Annotated in this window: 13 protein-coding genes and 2 riboswitches; of the genes, 6 read left to right on the top strand and 7 right to left on the bottom strand. The window is 54.7% G+C overall.

Annotated features, from left to right (window positions below):
- Window positions 1–277: 277 nt before the first annotated feature.
- The 3 genes from P8S54_RS12950 to P8S54_RS12940 all read left to right on the top strand — a co-directional run bounded on the left by P8S54_RS12950 (window position 278) and on the right by P8S54_RS12940 (window position 4,306).
- Entirely contained in the window at window positions 278–1,993 is a 1,716-nt protein-coding gene (locus P8S54_RS12950; protein ID WP_281442059.1) for a methyl-accepting chemotaxis protein, read from the top strand.
- Window positions 1,994–2,083: 90 nt separating this feature from the next.
- A riboswitch (TPP riboswitch) is annotated at window positions 2,084–2,184 on the top strand.
- 47 nt (window positions 2,185–2,231) lie between these two features.
- Window positions 2,232–3,014, top strand: a complete 783-nt coding sequence (locus P8S54_RS12945; protein WP_281442058.1) for a 3-oxoacyl-ACP reductase — start codon at window positions 2,232–2,234, stop codon at window positions 3,012–3,014.
- 11 nt (window positions 3,015–3,025) lie between these two features.
- Window positions 3,026–4,306 carry an LLM class flavin-dependent oxidoreductase gene (locus P8S54_RS12940; protein ID WP_281442057.1) on the top strand — a complete coding sequence of 427 codons (1,281 nt, stop codon included), beginning with the start codon at window positions 3,026–3,028 and terminating at the stop codon, window positions 4,304–4,306.
- Window positions 4,307–4,351: 45 nt separating this feature from the next.
- On the opposite strand, the gene P8S54_RS12935 is transcribed toward P8S54_RS12940, so the two are convergent.
- Window positions 4,352–5,797, bottom strand: coding sequence for a sodium:solute symporter family protein (locus P8S54_RS12935; protein WP_281442056.1), 1,446 nt, complete (start codon window positions 5,795–5,797; stop codon window positions 4,352–4,354).
- 81 nt (window positions 5,798–5,878) lie between these two features.
- Window positions 5,879–5,990, bottom strand: a riboswitch (TPP riboswitch).
- Window positions 5,991–6,081: 91 nt separating this feature from the next.
- Complete coding sequence (locus P8S54_RS12930; RefSeq protein ID WP_281442055.1) at window positions 6,082–7,023, bottom strand: sodium-dependent bicarbonate transport family permease; 942 nt, start codon at window positions 7,021–7,023, stop codon at window positions 6,082–6,084.
- 142 nt (window positions 7,024–7,165) lie between these two features.
- Between P8S54_RS12930 and P8S54_RS12925 the strand changes: the two genes are divergently transcribed.
- Both P8S54_RS12925 and nhaD read left to right on the top strand, forming a co-directional pair.
- A complete protein-coding gene (locus tag P8S54_RS12925; protein ID WP_281442054.1) occupies window positions 7,166–8,134 on the top strand; it encodes a LysR family transcriptional regulator in 969 nt (322 codons plus the stop codon).
- 215 nt (window positions 8,135–8,349) lie between these two features.
- A complete protein-coding gene (gene nhaD / locus P8S54_RS12920) occupies window positions 8,350–9,828 on the top strand; it encodes a sodium:proton antiporter NhaD (protein WP_281442053.1) in 1,479 nt (492 codons plus the stop codon).
- 61 nt (window positions 9,829–9,889) lie between these two features.
- Here nhaD and P8S54_RS12915 read toward each other — a convergent pair whose 3' ends face one another.
- The 4 genes from P8S54_RS12915 to P8S54_RS12900 form a co-directional block, all read right to left on the bottom strand.
- A complete protein-coding gene (locus tag P8S54_RS12915) occupies window positions 9,890–12,508 on the bottom strand; it encodes an EAL domain-containing protein (RefSeq protein WP_281442052.1) in 2,619 nt (872 codons plus the stop codon).
- Window positions 12,509–12,513: 5 nt separating this feature from the next.
- Window positions 12,514–13,185 carry a glutathione S-transferase gene (locus P8S54_RS12910; RefSeq protein WP_281442051.1) on the bottom strand — a complete coding sequence of 224 codons (672 nt, stop codon included), beginning with the start codon at window positions 13,183–13,185 and terminating at the stop codon, window positions 12,514–12,516.
- Between the two features lie 206 nt (window positions 13,186–13,391).
- Window positions 13,392–13,970 (bottom strand): antibiotic biosynthesis monooxygenase, encoded by a 579-nt coding sequence (locus tag P8S54_RS12905; RefSeq protein WP_281442050.1) that lies wholly within the window; start codon window positions 13,968–13,970, stop codon window positions 13,392–13,394.
- 128 nt (window positions 13,971–14,098) lie between these two features.
- A complete protein-coding gene (locus P8S54_RS12900) occupies window positions 14,099–14,326 on the bottom strand; it encodes a DUF2835 family protein (RefSeq protein WP_281442049.1) in 228 nt (75 codons plus the stop codon).
- Window positions 14,327–14,537: 211 nt separating this feature from the next.
- On the opposite strand from P8S54_RS12900, the gene P8S54_RS12895 reads away from it, so the two are divergent.
- A complete protein-coding gene (locus tag P8S54_RS12895; protein WP_281442048.1) occupies window positions 14,538–15,104 on the top strand; it encodes a putative metalloprotease CJM1_0395 family protein in 567 nt (188 codons plus the stop codon).
- Between the two features lie 60 nt (window positions 15,105–15,164).
- On the opposite strand, the gene P8S54_RS12890 is transcribed toward P8S54_RS12895, so the two are convergent.
- Window positions 15,165–16,895 (bottom strand): GGDEF domain-containing phosphodiesterase, encoded by a 1,731-nt coding sequence (locus tag P8S54_RS12890; RefSeq protein WP_281442047.1) that lies wholly within the window; start codon window positions 16,893–16,895, stop codon window positions 15,165–15,167.
- Between the last annotated feature and the right edge of the window lie 175 nt (window positions 16,896–17,070).

Here is a 17,070-nt window from a genome sequence, read left to right as displayed (position 1 = left end):
TTTAACGCAACCTCACTGCGTTGATTCACGCCGCTATGTGCCGCTTCGCTTACGCAACAGCAACGTACCGCACAACAAGATAGCTAAAAGCATCAACGCCCATAGAAGAATATAGCGGTAGGTATTTAAGAAAATAACGATAGAATAGAAAAGAATAAAACACTCAAACAATCAATACACACCGACTGGTTACGACAAAAAAGCGAGCAACACTGCCCGCCTCTCCCTGGCATTTTCAGCAAGCCGTTAACTACTCCCTCACTCCTAGGAAGTTTGGATGTCCCTTACTATTAAAGCGCGCCTGATCCTTTTGATCGTCTTGTTAATTGCCCTGATCGCCGTTGTTGGCGGCTTTGGCATACGCGGCATGACCGCCATGGACGGCGCTATAGAAACCATTTATGAAGATCGGTTAGTTCCCGTACAGCAGCTCACCCGCATTGATGAGTTAATGCGTGACAGCATCATAGAACTCAACCAAATCAGCTTGACCCATGAGACCGCTAGTGGTGAGTCCACCAGCAGCGCTAACCGTCAGTCCCACTTAGACACCGTAGCCGCCAACACTGAGACGATGGAGCAGCTTTGGTCAGCCTATATGGCTACCTTCTTAACGCCCCAAGAGGCAGAGTTAGCCGAGCGCTATAGCAACCAACGTCGCACTTTCTTTCAGCAGGGTATCGCGCCAGCCATCACTTTCTACGAAGCAGGTAGTATTGATCGCGCGACAGCCCATATGGTTGAGGTCGCTCGTCCCGCGTTCACGTCTGCCAACCAAACGCTGCGTAATTTGATTGACCTACAAAGCGAAGTAGCACGAGCCGAGTATGCCTCGGCACAGTCAACGTTTACCTTTATGCGCACGCTAACCGCTGCCATGATCATTCTGGCGCTGCTGATTGGCTCCCTAGGCGGATGGCTGTTGATTCGTGTTATTACCCAGCCCCTCGGCCGGATGATTGGCTATTTTAAGGCAATTGCCGCTGGCAACCTGAATAACCATATTGAGATCGAACGCCGGGATGAAATAGGTCTTGCCCTTGAGTCGCTGAGCGAAACACAGATTCAGCAGCGTGAGCTAGTGGCACGGATTCAGCACTCAGCCCAAGCAATCCATATCGCCTCCGGCGAAATTTCCTCAGGCAATTACGACCTCTCTCAGCGTACGGAAGAACAGGCGGCCAGCCTTCAGGAAACCGCTACTAGCATGGAGCAGGTTGCCGCGACGGTGAAACAGAACGCCGACAACACCCGCCAGGCAAATGAACTGGTGCGCAACGCTCGTCAGTTGGCCGATAACGGTGGTGAAAAGACAGCCCAGGCCATGGGCAAGATGCATGAGCTTGAAGAGAGTGCAGCAAAGATCGGCAGCATTATTTCCGTCATCGACAGCATCGCTTTCCAAACCAACATACTGGCGTTGAACGCCTCAGTGGAAGCCGCCCGGGCGGGAGAGCAAGGGCGCGGCTTTGCCGTGGTTGCCAGCGAAGTTCGCAACCTTGCTCAGCGCTGCGCCACGGCCGCCAAAGAGATCCAGGCGCTGGTCACCCTCGACGGAGAGCTGGTCAAAGACGGGAGCACATTAGTTCAGCAGGCAGGCGAAGCCATGGAGCAGGTGGTTGGCAGTGTGCGGCAGGTTTCCGAACTGATGGCGGACATCAACGCCGCGTCAGAGGAGCAGTCCCAGGCGGTCGAGCAAGTCAGCGTTGCTGTTAGCCAAATGGATCAAGTCACTCAGCAAAATGCCAGTCTGGTGGAGCAGTCAGCTGCTGCTGCATCGGCGCTGAAGTCCCAGGCGGATCTCCTGGCAGACACCGTTAGCGCATTTCGCATGAACGATAACGCGATGGGGCTACCCGCAAGCGCTGCCGTATCACAAACGTTGACCACTGCCAGCCGCCTTGCTGTCCCGGTGGCAGCAGCTCCTCCGGCCGCTCGTGCTAATCACCACCGCAAGGTACTCGAAGCAGAACCCGAATGGGAAGCCTTCTAGGCGCTGGCGATTCTGACAAGCGCGGCGGGTGGCTATCGGTTTGAACCTTGCGGTATGAATCGAGCAGGATTATCAGTTAGGATACCTTCAACAAACGACACGGGGTGTCCTGGCGTTACGCCAGGGCTGAGATAAGACCCGCTGAACCTGATCCAGTTCATACCGGCGAAGGGATGTCACACTAATGCCCTGCCATGGGCCGGTATGCATCCCTCGCCTTTACGAGGGACGTACCATAATGCCAACAACACCCACCGCACTCCCGTTTTCCCAGCAACTTGTATTGATCACCGGCGCTAGCCGTGGCCTAGGCGCGTGCCTAGCGCACGCGTTTTTAGCCCAGGGCGCACGGGTTATCGTCAACTACTTAAACAGCACTGACGCGGCAAATGCCGTGGCGGCACACGCCCCTGAGCGCGCGCTGGCTATACAAGCCGACGTGCGTGACCCTGCCGCCGTGAAGGCGATGTTCACCACCGCGCAAGCACATTTTGGGATGCCGGTAACCACGCTGATTAACAACGCCCTGCCGGATTTTTCATTTAACGGCGACGCCCGCCCATCTCCAGATACACTCACCTGGGAAAACCTCGACCAGCAGCTGCAGGGCGTGGCACGCGGCGCGCTCAACACCATTCAGGCGGCGCTGCCGGGCATGCGCGAACAGGGTGGTGGGCGGATTATCAATATTGGCACTAACCTCTTCCAGAATCCGGTCGTGCCTTACCACGATTACACCGCTGCCAAGGCGGCGCTGCTGTCGCTCACCCGCACGCTTTCCAACGACCTGGGGCCTGACGGTATTACGGTGAATATGCTCTCGGGCGGGCTGCTGCGCACCACCGATGCCTCAGCGGCTACGCCTGAAGCGGTGTTCGACCTCATCGCTGCCAACACCCCGCTGCGCCGCGTCACTACTCCGGAAGAGTTTGCAGATGCAGCGCTGTTTTTCGCATCGCCTTGGAGCCGGGCTGTCACCGGCCAAAACTTGGTGGTCGATGGCGGGTTGGTTAAAAACTAATGACAACACCGATGCATCTCAATCTTTTCATTATGGGCTGCGGGCATCACAAGGCCGCGTGGCGCGAACCGGGTTCTGCTGCCGAGCGCATGGGTGACATTGGCTATTATGAGTCGCTGGCACGCACCGCTGAACGCGGAAAATTAGACGCCGTCTTTTTTGCCGATGGCCATGCCGCAGGCAACGTGAGCGGAGGGCCTCAGTGGTTTTTAGAACCGTTGACGGCGCTATCCGCTATGGCCCGCGCCACCGAGCACATCGGCCTGATTTCGACGATTTCCAGCACGTTTTTTAGCCCGTTTCATGCGGCGCGAATGCTCGCTTCGTTAGATCATATTTCTAACGGGCGCATGGGGTGGAACTTAGTCACCTCGATGTTTGATAGCGAAGCGCGCAACCATGGCTTTGAGGCCATGCCTCCTCAGCAGGTGCGCTACGCCCGCGCTGAAGAGTTTGCGCAAACGGTGTTAGCGCTCTGGGATTCATGGGCGGATGATGCGTTACGCTGCGACCGAGCAGGCCAGTATGCTGACCCACGCAAAGTGCGGCCCATTGATCATCATGGCGAACACTTTTTAGTCAATGGCCCGCTAACCGTACCGCGACCACCCCAGGGGCATCCTGTGCTGTTTCAAGCGGGTGCTTCTGAACCGGGGCGCAACTTGGCAGCGCGCTATGCAGAAGCGATTTATGCGGTGGCCTACGACCTCCCCTCGGCGCAAGCCTACTACCAAGACATTCAAGCCCGCGTGCGGGCGGCTGGCCGCGCGCCAGTGGCGATTATGCCTGGGCTGGTCACATATGTAGCGTCCACCGAGGCCGCCGCAAAGGCAAAGCAGCGTGAACTGGATGAGCGGTTACCCACCGAAGATTCGCTGCATCAGCTAAGCCAATTTATCGGTCAGGATTGCCGCCACTGGGAGCTGGATGCACCGTTACCAGAACTGCCGCCACTGGAGGCTTTTGCTGGGCCTAAAGGACGCTATGCCACTATTTTGCGCATTATCGAAAGCGAAGCCCCGACACTACGCCAGCTATTAGGCCGCTTGGCGGCAGGCGGAGGCCACTGCACGATGGTGGGCACACCCGAACAGATTGCAGATGAGATGCAGCGCTGGGTAGAGGGCGGCGGCGCAGACGGCTTCAACCTGATGCCGCCGACGCTACCGGGTAGTATTGAGGACTTTATTGAGCAGGTCGTTCCACTGCTGCAGGCACGTGGGCTATTCCGCCGTGAGTACACGGGTAACACCCTGCGTGACCATTTGGGGCTGGCCCGCCCGACAGCGTAAGCGATGCCGGGCGGCCATATTAGCGCTATATCGACTGCCCGGCATTCACCCCTTAAAGCGGCGCACTGCCGTGTGCAACAAGCCAAAATCATACGCTGGGCGTGACGGCAGTACACGTAAGAGCAGCAACGACACCGCCACGGGCACCAGCGCCGCTAGTAGGAAAGACTCCAATAAGGTTGCCGTACTCGCTCCGGGTGCAGGGAACATTGCCAATCCCGCCACAAGCCCCAGCGCGGTACTGATAACCGCGTTAAGACCCGTGTAACGGCGATAGAAAAGCCCAAAAAACACCGGGAATGCAGCGGCTGAGCAGAGCAAATCAGCGAGCAAAAATAGATAAAGCACGCTGTACCCCTGGGAGGCGACCCAGGTAACCGGGATGGCAGCCAATACAATCAACCAGCGTGACATACTCATCAATGAAGCACTGCTGGCGTTGGGGAGTAACCGCCCCATATCCACAGCAATAATACTCGACGTTGCGCTAATGGTGGAGTCCGCGCTACTCATCACCAACGCGAGGCCCAACGGCACCAGCGCTAAAGCGAACCATAACGGCACATCCGCCAATAGCACGCTAAACAGCGCCACAGAGCCGTCACCTTCAAGCCCCAGCCCTACAAAGGCCAACCCAAATAGCCCCATCAGGGCCACCACGATGAAGCTGCATACACCGCTAATCCAGAAGCCTCGGCGCAGCACCTTGGTATCTTTCGCCGCGTAAATACGCTGCCACGTACCTTGGTAAAAGAGCCCGGTAAGCGCTACGGCAAGAAAGAACGTTAACCCTGCGCGTATACCGCCTATATCGCTCACCTGCAGGAGCTGTGGCGCACTCTCGGCAAGCCCTGCAAGCGTTGGCGCAACGCCACCGGCAGCCTGCCAGCCAAACACCAGCAGCAGCCCTAGCAGTGGCATAATCACCACCATCTGTAGCTTATCCGTGTAAATGGACGCGCGCAGGCCGCCGTAAAAGGTATAAATCAACGTGGCGACCATCACCACACTGGCCGTTACCCACAGCGGAATAGGGGCCAGCAGACCCACCATACGGGCAACAGCGGTTAACCCAGCGGCCAACAAAATAAAGAGGTAAAACAGCATAATCACGAGCGTGAATGCGTACATGGTACGGCCATAACGGTGGATAACGAACTCCGTCAAGCCATGGCCTTCGGGGATCAGCTCGCGCATGCGTCGGCCAAGAGGGATCATCACTAGCCTGGGCACCATCGAACCAAATGCATAGCCTAGCACGGCACCAATGCCACCCCAGGTAGCGGCCTGGGCGGGGCCAAACAGAATCCAGGTGCCCAGCGTGGTCGCGACCAGTGTTAGCACCGTGGCACGGGTATTCTGGCTATTGCGGGCGATAATGTAGTCTTCAAGATTATCGCGATGACGGCGGGCATAAAGCAGGCCTGGCACAGCTAGCGCAACGGCACATAGCGACAGCCACAGGCCAGTCCAGATAGGGTCAAGCATCATGAAAGCGGGTCCTCTTTGCCTGTTGTTAGACCGGGCTGTGCAGTGGGCGCACGGCAGGCAGGCGAAAGCAAAGAGGGAGTATTGTTAGGCTACATCCTTCCCTTCGCCGGCATGACCCGGATCAGGTTCTAAGGGTTACCAACGCCAAATGGCGGTGGAGTCTCAGCCAGTGCAGGCTCCCCTAGGACAGCAGCTACCCTAGGTGCTGAGACGGGCGCTGTCAATTGAGGATGCCCACGGGCACCTCCCAGCGACCGACTCAGCAACGTCTAGCTTATCGGACGCTAACTCAACCATAATTCGATAAGCATGTGGTAAAGCGGTATGCCCAGCATGACATTGAGCGGAAAGGTAATCCCCAGTGAGGCGAGCATCGCTAGGCCGATATTGGCCTGGGGAATGGCCGCGCGCATCGCAGCGGGAGCAGCAATATAAGAAGCGCTTGCAGCAAGTGCCGCCAGAATGACCACCGAGCCGACCGGGAGTCCCAATGCCGTGCCCATGAGAATGCCCAGCATGGATAGCAGCAGCGGCGTGATGAGGGCGAAGGTCACCAAGCGCCAGTGATGCCAGGGCATTGGCCGCAAAGTTTGCGCAGCGGTTAACCCCATCTCCAACAAGAACAGCGCCAACACCCCCTTGAACGCCCCCGTGAACAGCGCAGTGACTTCTTCCCCTTGGAAGGGCCCATAGAGCGTTCCAATGACCACACCGCCTGCCAGCAAAATCACGCCACGGTTGGTGAGCGTCTCATGCCAAAGCTTACGAGTACTCTCTTTCACCGCTGCGCCTTGATGGCGCCTAAATAGCGCAATCGCCACCATAATGGCAGGCAGCTCCATGGCTACTAAATAGAGTGTGACTTCACTGCCCACGGCCAGCTGCCGCGCCTCCACATAGGCCAGCGCCACCGCAAACGTTCCCGCACTGACCGAGCCGTAGTGGGCGGCGATACTAGCGCTGTCCGCCGGGGAAAGGCGTACCCAGCGCCGCAGCACCGGCATTAGCAGCAGCGGCGTTAAAGCAGAGAGTAGCGCAACGCCTAATAGCTCGGGTACCAATCCCCAATGAATATTCCCGTGCAGCGCCATACCGCCCTTTAAGCCGATGGTCAGCATTAACAGCAGGCTTAACGTGTCGTAGGTGGCTTTGGGTACCTGCAGGTCAGACTTCACCGCCCCTGCTATAAGCCCCAGTAAGAAAAACATCACCACAATATCTGGCATCGCTGACGCTCCACAGGGTTAAAAGAGGCTGCATTTTGCGGGGATTTACGGGTGACAACTAATAATAACTTGAAAGATAGTCATAGATAATCATCTATACTAGCTGGCGTAACCAAAGGGTACCTCAGGAGCGCCTAGAGCCATGAACATTCGCCACCTGACATTTAGACTACTTCAAGTCTATGTCACTGTCGTGCGCTGCGGATCAATCAGCGAAGCCGCAAGACAGCTGCACCTCACCCAGCCGACGGTATCCCAACAGCTAAAGCGGCTAAGCGAGGCAGTTGGTAGCCCACTACTGGAGCATCATCTACAAGGGCTTACCATGACGGCCACCGGGCAGGCGCTTTATCAGGCAAGCCGGGATGTCTTAGGCCGTTTTGATGACTTTGCAGATCAACTCAGTGATTTTCAGCAAGGCAGCAAGGGGCGCTTTAGTATTGCCCTGGTGAATACCGCCCAATATGTATTGCCACGCTTACTTGGCCCGTTTAGCCAGGCGTTTCCTGAGGTGGACGTAACGGTACATATTGGCAACCGCCGCCAAGTGTTGGCACGCTTTGAGCGTCAAGAAGACGACCTTTATGTATTTAGCCATCCGCCTGCTCTTGCCCATGCCGTGGCAGCACGCTTTATGCGCAACCCGCTGGTGGCCATCGCTGCCGCTGGCCACCCCCTTACACAGCACTCATCAATCACCATGGAGCAGCTGCTTAATGAGCGCTTGTTGCTGCGCGAACCGGGGTCAGCCACGCGTATGCTACTGGAAAGTTGGCTACAAGAGCATGGGCTAACCATGAAGAAAACCCTGCAAATGGCCAGCAATGAAGCGATTCGCGTTGGCGTGGCGGCGCGCATGGGGGTCGCGGTGCTATCAGAGCATGTTCTGCCAAGCGAGCATCCCGAGATATCGATTCTTCCGGTAGAAGGTTTACCCATTGAAAGCCACTGGCAGATGATTGTCCGCAATGACCAGCGGCTTCCCCAATCCGCCCAGCGCTTTCTTCACTATGTCAACGCACATCTTGCCCAGTGGATCGAGCCACGCTTCATATGCAATGAACTGGATGCGCTGCTTCACAGAGAGCATGAGCATAGTCGCTGTCACTAGTCACTAGCGAGCTCCGGAAAATATCAGCGATAGCTATTTCAACAAAATCTTATGTTTTTTATTAGCAAAATAATTAGTTTCTAAAAAAAGACGTAATACCTGCCTTATTAGCGGTTTTCATTCGTTTTTATTCCGTATTGCAATGCAACACGGATTGATAAACTAGCCGCGATTAACCCTCTCCCCTTCTAATCTTTATTAGGATAAAGCCCATCATGTTGATGTTGCAGCAAGACCCCAGCCAGCCGCGAGTTTCTCGCCGCTGGCTTTTTCTGTTTGCAGCTTTACTACTCGGTATAAGCCCTGCGGCTTTTGCCGTCACCGGAGATATTGATTTAACCACGTCTGTTATCGGCTTCTTTGCAGTCGCAGTTTTCGTTTTGGCCTACGCGTTAGTTATGGCTGAAGAGAAAATCCACATGCGCAAGTCCAAGCCTGTACTGGTAGCAGCCGGTATCATTTGGGGACTCATTGGCTGGGTGTACGTCCAAAATGGCATGTCGGAAACGTCAGAACATGCGTTCCGTGTGACCCTTTTGGAGTTCACCGAGCTAATGCTGTTCCTGCTAGTAGCGATGACCTATATCAACGCCATGGAAGAGCGCCGGGTATTCGATGCGCTGCGCTCGTGGATGCTGCGTAAAGGCTTTAGCTACCGCCAGCTGTTCTGGCTAACGGGTGGCCTCGCCTTTGTGCTATCTCCCATTGCCGATAACCTAACCACGGCGCTACTCATGTGTGCTGTCATCACCAAAGTGGCTGAAGGTGATAAGCGCTTTATTAATCTTGCCTGTATTAACGTTGTGGTGGCCGCCAATGCCGGCGGGGCCTTTAGCCCATTCGGGGACATCACCACGCTGATGGTCTGGCAAGCGGGGCTTATTCAGTTTCAGGAATTTTTCATCCTGTTCCTGCCCTCTTTGGTTAACTTCCTGATTCCTGCCGTCATCATGAGCATCTTTATCAAGGATCAGAAACCCAGCAGCGTCTATGAGGATGTATGGCTAAAGCGCGGTGCACGGCGAATTATCGCGCTGTTCCTGCTGACGATTACCACCGCTGTGTTGTGCCATACGTTGCTACACCTCCCACCGGTACTCGGCATGATGACTGGGCTTGGCTATTTGCAGTTCTTTGGCTATTACTTGCGCCGCACGCTACCCCGCTCGCTGGAGCGCAAGCGTGAACGCTATAGCCGCCGCGGAGACAACAAAAAGCTTGAGCAGCTAGGCAGCGTGGTACCGTTTGATGTGTTTAACCGCGTGGCGCGCGCCGAGTGGGACACACTGCTGTTCTTCTACGGGGTGGTGATGTGCGTGGGCGGTCTTGGCTTCATGGGCTACCTTGGGCTGCTTTCCGAAGCGCTTTACACAGGCTGGGACGCTACCTGGGCCAATATTGTGCTGGGGATCGTATCGGCGGTGGTGGATAACATTCCGGTGATGTTTGCCGTACTCACCATGCAGCCAGAGATGTCCCACGGCCACTGGCTATTGATCACGTTAACCGCGGGCGTAGGCGGCAGCTTACTCTCTATTGGCTCAGCAGCAGGAGTGGCCGTTATGGGCCAAGCTCGCGGCGCTTACACCTTTATGGGCCACCTGCGCTGGGCACCGGTTATTTTTCTCGGTTACATCGCCAGTATCCTCGTGCATCTGTGGCTTAACGCCGACAGCTTTACTGTCTTTAATTAATAAATAACCGCCATAACACCTAATGCCCGCGCCAAGCGTCTACAAGCGCTGCGCGGGCGTTTTAGTAAGCTTCAAATAAATACTCGATTGGCGTTGGTCTGCCCAGCAGGTACCCCTGGTAGCGGTAGCACCCATGCCCCCGCAGCCATTCCAACTGCTCTTTCTTCTCGACTCCTTCAGCCACCACGGTTAGGCCCAGGCTTGCTGCCAGCAGAATCGTCGTATCCACAATCGCAGCATCGGTTTTGTCGGTCAGCAGCTCACGAATAAACGACTGATCGATTTTGAGCTCATCAAGTGGCAAGCGCTTTAAGTAACTCAACGACGAGTAGCCCGTACCAAAGTCATCCAGCGCAAAGCGAATGCCCTGGGCACGCAGCTTAAGCATGGTATTGCGAACTCTGGTCGGCTCCCGCATGAGCAGGCTCTCGGTTACTTCCAATATCAAACGGTTTGGCGGCGCCTGAGTTTCAGCTAATAACGCCTCTAAATCCCGCACAAACTCAGGGTGTTGGAACTGCACTGAACTGACGTTGACCGAAATCGTCAACGATGAATAGGCGGGCTGGACAGCCCACTTCGCCAGCTGCTCGCAGGCGGATTTAAGTACCCAGTAGCCAATGGGTAAAATTAGGCCATTCTCTTCGGCCAAAGGGATGAAGGTCCCGGGAGACACCCAGCCGCGCTGCGGGTGGTACCAGCGAAGCAGCGCCTCTACTCCGACCGTCACGCTGCGATGGTCAACCTGAACTTGATAGTGAAGCGCCAATTCGTTACGCGCCATTGCTTGGTTCAGGTCACCTTCTAAACTGGCGCGCTCCAGTACGCTGGTTTGCATATCCCGATTAAAGAAACAGAGCTTATTGCCGCCCGCTGCTTTGGCCTGCTGAAGCGCTATATCCGCCTGCTGTAATACGCTATTCATGCTGTGCTCTGTCCCTTTAAATAGCGTAATACCAATGCTTGCGCTAACCGGCAGCGCTCGGTCGTTGTGCAGTTGGGAAACAGCTTCCAGCAGTTGGCACGCGACACGCTCAGCGCTCAGCGCAGCCACCTCGGGCTCTTCCCCTAGCGCATTTAACAACACGACAAACTCATCGCTACTTACCCGCGCAACGGTCGCTTCCTGGATGACTTTATAAAGCGACTCCTGCAGCTGCACTGCAACGTTAATCAACAGCTGATCACCGCTCTCATGACCCTGGATATCATTGATAAGCCGGAAGTTATCAAGGTCAATAATCAGCACGGCACTGAACGTCGACACGTCATCATCTTGTTCCGTCACTAATGCTAACGAGTCCATCAAGAGGCGCCGATTTGGCAATCCCGTTAAAGCGTCGTAAAAGGCTAAATGGTGAGTGCGCGACTGCATCTCCAAGTATTCTGTCAGCTCGGTTGAAATACCGCATAAGCAAGGCGCCTCCCCTTTACGCATCACAAGAGGCATTTTTATGGATAAAAACGTACGCACCCGCTCTTCACCCTTGAGCAAGCTGTGCTCTTCCAGCGTCGTTTTTTTGCCCGACGCTAATACCTCACGGTCAACTTGATGCATTTCTGCGGCGCTTGCTGCATCAAAAAAAGCCTCATCGCACTGGCCGATGATTTTCTCGGCAGGCAAGCCAAACAGCTCGCTAATTTGCCGGTTAACAAAGCGGTACTTCAAGGAGGGTGACTTGATGTAAATATGCGCATCGACACTATCCAAAATAGTCGCCAATAGCGCTTCATGAGTAACGAGCTGCTCACGGTTAGCCACTACCCGTCGTTTTAGCAGCACATTGCAGCCCAGGGCCAGTACCAAGAAAAGCGTCAGCAGGCCAACCCCCCACCACAGCCAAATGGGTACTAAAGGGGGAGGCGGGGTGGAAACGCGCCAAGCGCGTAACGTATCAAAATAGACAGAATTACTATCCTGTTTCCAGGCTCTGAGCGTTGTATCGATACGCTCTAGTACGCTATCAGAGACTTGATAAGAGGCTGCATAAAATAACTGTGCGGGCTGGAAAATAATCGGCGTCTCTCGCAGGCCATATTCACGAGCACGCCAATCACCATATAAGTGATTAGACGCCACCAGATCAGCCTCATCACTTGCAACGGCCTCAAAGCCCTCTGAAAAACTGTTAACCAACACCCACGTTACCGGCACATTAAAGCGCTCGGTAACGGCCGCTAAATAACGTTGCTGTATGGCATTCTCAACCACCGCCACGCGCATTTGGGCCAGATCCAAAATTGCCTCAACGCGCATTTCTTCACGCTGATAGAGCAGTGACCAGCTATGCAGCACCGGTTCATTATGGAAAGCAAAGCGCTGGGCACGTTCCTCACTCCACGCAACATCAGGCAGCAGGTCAATCTCGCCCTGCTCTAGCAGCGTTAGGCAGTGTGAAAATTCACAGCTAAGGCTCTCTAAATGCCACTGCTGCTCCTCAGCAATCGCTTCTAGCAACTCACCCAATACCCCCCGCAGCTGGCCTTGGTTGTCAGCAAATAACTTCGGTGGATTGTGGTAGACCCCAACAAGTAGCGCTTCACTCGCCAACGATGAAGGGGCCCATAGCCACATGCTTACCAGCATAGCGCCGGTAAGCCAGCGGAGGGGGTAACACCGAGCCTCGCTCTCAGTAAGCGAAAAGCGGACGCCCAGTGGTTTTCGCGTGCGCGAGATCATCGGCCCTACTCACCGGGCATGGTGAGCGGGCCTGCCCGCACGACTACTCGCTGCCACGCAGCATCATTTTCGATACGCGCTACAAACGCGGCAATGTGCGGGTACTTTTCCAGTGACTGGGTAGCCGCCACGGCTTGAAGCGGAAAGCTCATTTGTACATCAGCCCCACTTGGCCAACGTCCGGCGAAGTTTTCCTTTGAACCCAGGTGCTTATTAATAACGTCTAAATGCTGGTTCATTTGTGGCTGAATAAAACGCTGGCGCACGGTCGAACTAATGCCTTTAGCCAGGGGCTTAATGAACCATGGTGACTGTTTGGGGATTTGATTAAACACCAGGCCCATCACCAACAGGGGCATCAATGAGCCTTCGGCATAGTGTAACCAGTAGCGATAATCTACCCAGTCGTTAATCTCAGTCTCCGCTGGCTGCAGGCGCCCTTCACCATAACGGCTGATAAGGTAATCAATAATAGCGCCAGACTCAGCGACGGTTAATTCGCCATCGGTAATAACAGGCGACTTACCTAGCGGGTGGATTTTTTTAAGCGCATCTGGCGCTTGTTGAGTTTTACGATCACGCTGATAAACCTGGATCTCGTACTCAACGCCTAGTAATTCAAGAAGCCATAAGATTCGGTGGGAACGGGACTTTTCCAGATGATGAACGTGAATCATAAACACTCCATGGGGCGACTTGTCACGCTGCCAAAGGGTCAGCGCCAGTTATCCTTTTACTGCAAGCGTATATAGCGTAGCACTCTTGCAGCGTTGAACCCCATGGACGTAGTAAGCAAAGCTTACTTTTTTAACCAAAAGTAATTAATTGCACGATGTTAGTGCAAATAGAGCACTACTATTGGCTATTTACCCGACCTACTAACCTATACTTTTTGCCCATGCCGCCACTTCGATAAAAGGTCACCCAACGACCACTTACCCTGTAACCAGGGGGCTAATAAACGCATCGAAAGCGGTATAAAAACAAACACCATAACCGGGGTAAGCATTAGCGTGCTGACAACTACCCGGGGAACTAACGCCCAATCCGCGATGGCGCCGCCAAATAACCATTGAAACATTAATGAGACAGGGAAAAACGCCAACCAAACGGCCACCGCTTGCTTCCAGCGGGGCGGGGTAACCCCTGGGTTAACCTGAAACCAAGCATCAAGACCCGTCGCGCGATGCTCATGGGGGGCCTCATACAGGTCTTTCCCACGGGCAAGCCAGGCGTGGCGTGAAGCGGAGTGTTCCCAGGCGTTTAGCGTGTCGCTGCTGCTAAAGCGAAAAATAATTTGATACTCGTCGTCATCTTTTGGCGGCGCCAATACGCCTGACCCCAGGTATCCCGGAAAGTCAGCCGCTAGTTCACGACCTTCATTTAACCAACGGTTAAAGTCTTGATAGCGGCCATTCGCCACGCGGCGGGCCACCATTAAGGTGACAGGTGAGGCAGACATGGTATATCTCCTAAAGATACTACAGCCATTGCCGGGTAAGCAGGCTGTTTACTAGTGGGCGGGTAAGCCCGTTACTTGCACTGCAGTATACATGCAATGTTGGTGCCATGTGAGCACTGATCAAGCGCTCAACGCTTTGAGAGCGATTGGATGCTAACAAAACGCCCCTGATCAGAAAACTCAAGCCGAAAAATGCCCTGAACACCCTCTCTTGTTACAACACGGCGCAGCGCTTCGGCAGGAAAAACCACCCAGCGGCCATCCACACTACGGGTACGCACATTGGCGTAGCGCCCTTCATAGTGCGCTAGGCATTCACTCTCGGAGAGATGGATAACCACATCAATGGCAGGCATAAACACTCTTAAAAAAGTAACACTTAATATTGAGCAGATAATAATAGAGCGGTACTAAAGAGGACAGCACTTACGCCCGCTAGCGACTCCCAAAGCAGGCAAATGCCAAGAAAAACAGAACGCCATATTTGCGTACCAGGGCTGGCTCGCTGATACTCAAGACTACCTGTAACCATTTATACGCCGGTAACTGCTTATGGAACTCTCCTTTATGAGTGCGTTTATTGCCTCGCCCATAGCGGCCAGTGGCTCAGCGTCACCCGCTATCGCCGAAGAAGCACAGCGCCGCGCTCAAACCGACGATGCTACGCAGGTGAGCGAAGATGATCAGCGCGCCAGTGAAGCAACAGGCCCCACCCGGGCGGACGGCACCCCGCTGGCACCTGAGGAAATCCAGTATTTAGAGCAGCTAAAGCAGACTGACCGGGCGGTGCGCCAGCATGAAATGGCCCACCAGATAGCGGGCGGCCCTTATACTGGCGGCGCCTCCTACGAGTATGAGATAGGTCCTGATGGCAAGCGCTACGCGGTTGCCGGCGAAGTGCCCATTGACTACGGCCCGGTTCCTGGCGACCCACAAGCGACAGTGGAAAAAATGCAAACGGTGATTGCCGCGGCCTTAGCGCCTGCCGACCCCTCACCTAAAGATTATCAGGTCGCTGCCCAAGCGCGACAATACCTGCTGGAAGCTAAGCTGGAAGCGGCCTTAGAGCAGAGTCAAATGAATCAAGCACGTAACGATGGAGCCGCCACCAGCCCACCGGAGCAAGCCGCCTGAACCGAGCCGCCCAGGTTAAATCCCTTATAACCCTAGCGGCGTTGAAGCGTTGCCATATCCTTATTGCAGCGTTGCTAAAGAGTGCCAATCACTGCGCTGCGGCCACCCCTCCAGCCAAGCTGGCATATCACACGGGGGCATAGGGCGAGCAATGCCATAGCCCTGGGCCAGCTCACAGCCCAATGCCATTAACGCTTTCGCATGGGCCAGGGTTTCAACACCTTCGGCTAACATCGGCCGCTTAAAGCGGTTAGCCATGTAGATTACGCTTTCCACGATTGCCATATCGTCCTGGTCGCTCAGCATATCGCGTACAAAGCTCTGATCGATTTTGATTAGATTAACGGGCAGCTGACGCAAATGCGTTAACGACGAAAAGCCCGTTCCAAAATCATCAATGGCAAACCCTACCCCTAAGGCTTGGCAACGTGCCATGTTTTTTAGCGCTGCCTGAATATCGTGCATGGCAGCGCTCTCAAGCACTTCGAGCTTAAGCATGGCAGGCGCAACCGTTGGGTAACTAGCTAGCAGCTCAGCAAGCCGCTCACTGAACTCTTTACCCAGCAGGTGGGCAGGGCTGATGTTCACGTTGATAGGCAGCACAATACCGGCTTTTTGCCATTCGGTAAGCTGCTGTAGTGCCTGCTCAATCACCCACTCCCCAAGGTCGACCTCCAGCGGCGTGGCATCAATAATGGGTAAAAACTGGGCCGGCGAGAGCAGCCCCTCATCTGGGTGCTGCCATCGAATCAACGCTTCCACGCCCACCACTCGCCCATTGGCCATATCTACCTGGGGCTGATAAAAAAGCCGCAACTCGTTGTGGTTAAGGGCATCCATGAAACGCTGACGCTGCTCATGACGCACTTGCAACAGACGATCTTGGGTGGGGTCAAAAAAGTGGTAGGTATCCCGTCCCCGCTGCTTTGCTCGGTACATAGCTTGGTGAGCATGGCGCAGCAGCACATCGCCCTGGGAGTGGTCATTTGGGTAACGTGTAATGCCCAAACTCGCGGTGAGATAAATGCTTTGCCCATCAATTACCAGTGGTTTTCGGATCGTAGCCAGCAGCTTTTCAAAAAAGTGCTCATCATCGCTGTGGTGCAGTAGCAGCACAAACTCATCGCCTCCCACCCGCGCCAACACATCATCGCCAAACAGCAGGTGGCTAATACGCTGTGCAAAGGTGGAAAGTAAACTATCCCCGACATGGGCACCTAGCTGCTCGTTAACCGTCTGAAAATGGTCGATATCCAGCGAACATATTGCCAGCGGTAGTTGTTTGGCTTCCGCGTGCTGGATCGACTCTTGAATCAACTGGGTGAGTAGCTGAAGGTTAGGCAACCCGGTCAGCGCATCAAAAAAGACCTCACGTTTCAGGTGACGCGCGTGGGCAGGGATGGCGGAAAGATCAGCCAGGACAACGACATGGTGATCGACCTGCCCCTGTGCATTACGCACGCGATTTATCGACATCATGCCAGGGTAAAACTGGCCATCGTGGCTGCGGTAACTCACTTGGCATTTGCTGCGATCCCGAAGCTGCTGTTGCTCACGCATGAAGCGCGTGGTGCGGCTGTCGTCGAGGGATAAAATGCTAAACGCCTCTAAGGATTGGCCGTAGACCTCTTCAAGGCATAAGCCGGTAAGTTCACAAAACGCAGGATTAACATCGGCCACACAGCCGTTGGCATCGGTAATAATGATGGCTTCGTTGGCGAAATTAAACGCCGACTCAGCGCGAAGAAGCGGTGCACCAGGGGTGGTTTTCGACGTTAGGATCGTCGACATAGAAGTTATGGACCCAGTAGTTACCGACCCAGTCGTTCTCGATCTTGCAGTAGCACTGTCCAGTTCAGGAGCATCATGATTAGTTTGCAGAGACAACGCCAGCTCCTTAAGCAGACTCAGAGACTGACACGCGCAGCTGCGTTCTCCTCATCTAACTCGGTATAGGTTGGATTAC

Source organism: Halomonas sp. M1, assembly GCF_029581375.1.
Taxonomy (GTDB): domain Bacteria; phylum Pseudomonadota; class Gammaproteobacteria; order Pseudomonadales; family Halomonadaceae; genus Vreelandella.
The sequence above is the reverse complement of the archived record's forward strand: the minus strand, read 5'-3'. Positions and strand labels throughout refer to the sequence as shown.

Excerpts from the sequence above, each read along its gene's own strand:
- P8S54_RS12950 (WP_281442059.1), top strand. The coding sequence starts at position 278 with ATGTCCCTTACTATTAAAGCGCGCCTGATCCTTTTGATCGTCTTGTTA.
- P8S54_RS12945 (WP_281442058.1), top strand. The coding sequence starts at position 2,232 with ATGCCAACAACACCCACCGCACTCCCGTTTTCCCAGCAACTTGTATTG.
- P8S54_RS12940 (WP_281442057.1), top strand. The coding sequence starts at position 3,026 with ATGCATCTCAATCTTTTCATTATGGGCTGCGGGCATCACAAGGCCGCG.
- P8S54_RS12935 (WP_281442056.1), bottom strand. The coding sequence starts at position 5,797 with ATGATGCTTGACCCTATCTGGACTGGCCTGTGGCTGTCGCTATGTGCC.
- P8S54_RS12930 (WP_281442055.1), bottom strand. The coding sequence starts at position 7,023 with ATGCCAGATATTGTGGTGATGTTTTTCTTACTGGGGCTTATAGCAGGG.
- P8S54_RS12925 (WP_281442054.1), top strand. The coding sequence starts at position 7,166 with ATGAACATTCGCCACCTGACATTTAGACTACTTCAAGTCTATGTCACT.
- nhaD (WP_281442053.1), top strand. The coding sequence starts at position 8,350 with ATGTTGATGTTGCAGCAAGACCCCAGCCAGCCGCGAGTTTCTCGCCGC.
- P8S54_RS12915 (WP_281442052.1), bottom strand. The coding sequence starts at position 12,508 with ATGATCTCGCGCACGCGAAAACCACTGGGCGTCCGCTTTTCGCTTACT.
- P8S54_RS12910 (WP_281442051.1), bottom strand. The coding sequence starts at position 13,185 with ATGATTCACGTTCATCATCTGGAAAAGTCCCGTTCCCACCGAATCTTA.
- P8S54_RS12905 (WP_281442050.1), bottom strand. The coding sequence starts at position 13,970 with ATGTCTGCCTCACCTGTCACCTTAATGGTGGCCCGCCGCGTGGCGAAT.
- P8S54_RS12900 (WP_281442049.1), bottom strand. The coding sequence starts at position 14,326 with ATGCCTGCCATTGATGTGGTTATCCATCTCTCCGAGAGTGAATGCCTA.
- P8S54_RS12895 (WP_281442048.1), top strand. The coding sequence starts at position 14,538 with ATGAGTGCGTTTATTGCCTCGCCCATAGCGGCCAGTGGCTCAGCGTCA.
- P8S54_RS12890 (WP_281442047.1), bottom strand. The coding sequence starts at position 16,895 with ATGTCGACGATCCTAACGTCGAAAACCACCCCTGGTGCACCGCTTCTT.